Source organism: Bacteroidota bacterium (assembly GCA_034723125.1).
GTDB lineage: Bacteria > Bacteroidota > Bacteroidia > CAILMK01 > JAAYUY01 > JAYEOP01.
The window spans coordinates 1-2,333 of the sequence record JAYEOP010000368.1 but is presented as its reverse complement, the minus strand read 5'-3'; the positions used below and the strand labels follow the sequence as shown (position 1 = coordinate 2,333).

Genomic DNA, 2,333 nt, shown 5'->3' with positions numbered 1-2,333 from the left:
TCTTGAAATAATTTGCTTATCAGTTTTATAACTTTTCCATCCTGCTAAAAAGTTATTTGAATCAAACAACAAATAATTTGTTGATTTTCTATCAGAAACAGCAAGACTTACTAATGGGTTATTTTTTATATGAAAATTATAAAATTTCTGAATATCAATATCTGAAATAATATCTACATTATAAACGAGAAAAGGATCTTTGTCATCTAAAAACCATCTTGCCTTTTTTATTCCACCGCCTGTATCCAGTAACTTTTCCTCTTCAGAAATTTGAATATTAATATTGAAATTGTTTTTCTCCTTAAGATATTTAATTATTTGCTCACTAAAATGATGAACATTAACAATTATATCTTTAATACCTTCATTCTTAAGTTTCAGAATACAAATTTCCAACAATGTTTTTCCATTTACTTCAATTAAAGCTTTGGGTTTATTATCCGTTAATGGTTTTAATCTTGTTCCATATCCCGCTGCAAGTATTATTGCTTTCATAGGTTTATTTTTTTTGTTTATCTGTTTATTTGTTTCAATAGTCATTTAGTGGTCATTTGCTTCGCTGTCATTTAATTGTCATTAAGTTGTTTTTTTGTTTATTTGTTTATTTGTTCTCACCTCTCATCTCTCATTCCTCATTCCTCATCCTTAACTACTTCCTTGTGTTTTAACTTAACTTTAACATTCTTATTTTCTAATAAATATTTTTGCAATTGTTCGGCTAAATATACGGATCTGTGTTGCCCACCTGTGCATCCAAAAGAAATCATTATGTCTTTAAAATCTCTAAACAAATAATTTTCAATGGAACTATCCACTATTGAACAAACTTTATTAAAAAACAAATCAACTTCAGTTTTTTTCTCAAAAAATGAAATAACCTCTTTATCCTTTCCTGTAAGTTTTTTATACTTTTCAATTCTTCCCGGATTTGGTAAAAATCTACAATCAAAAACAAAACCTCCACCATTTCCACTCTTATCAACAGGATGTTGCTTTTTAAATGAAAAACTAAATATTTTTACTGTAAATTTTTCAGAAGCTTTATTTTCAAGTTGCTTAAGTTTCGGTGATTCAATAATTTGTTCTATCACTTTGGTTAATTCAGGCAATCTTTCAAGAACATCAACTTTGCTTAATAAATATTTTAGATTTTTGAGTGCAGGAGGAATACTCTGTAAAAAATGTTGTTTTTTTTCAAAAAAACCTCTGTAACCAAAAGCACCGCAAGCTTGCAATACCCTTACGAGAACATAAGGATAATAATATTTAAGAAACTCTAGCTTACTTTCATTAGTTTTTTGTTCATATTTGTCAGCAAAATATTCAAGTAATTCTTCTTTTACATTTTGTGGTATTTCTGCTTTTGCATCATACAATAATGAGGCTAAATCATATTGTGAAGCACCTTTTCTACCACCTTGGTAGTCAATAAAAAAAAGTTTATCATCTTTTATCATGATATTCCTTGACTGAAAATCTCTGTAAAGGAAAAAATCCGTATTTGCCTCAAGCAAATAATCTGCAAATACATTAAAATCATCTTCAAGAAATTGTTCATTAAAATCAACTCCTGCTAATTTGATAAAATTATACTTAAAATAATTTAAGTCCCACATAATTGATTGCTTATCAAAACTATGTCGTGGATATGCATTGCTAAAATCAAGGCTTCTTCCTAAAATCTGAAACTTTAACAATTCATCAATAATTTTTTTATAAATATCAATAATTTTTTGAGGAAAACTTCCACCCTCTTTATTAGCTTTCAGATAATTGTAAAGAGTTGTATCACCAAGGTCTTGTTGAAGATAAATTCCTTTTTCAATTTCACTGGCATATATTTCAGGTACATTTAAGTCATTCTTTCTAAAATGTTCAGTGAAATTTAAAAAAGCAATATTCTCGGTTTTATCATTATTGATTGTAGCTATTACACTTTTGTTCTTACTTTTAATTCGGTAATACTCACGTGATGATCCTGAAATAGGTAACAACTCTAATGAAAGTAGTTTCTCAGAACTCCATTTATAAAATAAATCTGATAAAATAGTTGTTTTCAAAATAATAGGCTTTTAGGTTTGAAAGTGCAAATTTATAAAATATATTTTAGCTTTTTACATAAGGGAGGTTCTATAAATACATTCGCATTAAGATTTTCAGAGTTTTTTATAGACAATGAAAATTTTTGAAGCAATATCGGGATAATGTAAAAAAAATTGAAGAAGTATATGATTCCGAAATTTCGGAATGAAAACCCTTTCGCTTACGCTGTAGCTTTAGCGAAGGAGCATGGGAACAAAGATAATAAACAATCTGACTGCGTTAAAATTTTT

General features: G+C 27.7%; 2 protein-coding genes. Both read right to left on the bottom strand.

Translation table 11 applies throughout. From position 1 onward, the window contains the following. Positions 1-495: sugar phosphate nucleotidyltransferase (locus U9R42_09865; protein MEA3496326.1), on the bottom strand; the 495-nt coding region annotated here is incomplete at its 3' end. A 137-nt stretch (positions 496-632) separates the two neighbouring features. Then, complete coding sequence (locus U9R42_09860) at positions 633-2,060, bottom strand: RNase adapter RapZ (protein MEA3496325.1); 1,428 nt, start codon at positions 2,058-2,060, stop codon at positions 633-635. Positions 2,061-2,333 lie beyond the last annotated feature (273 nt).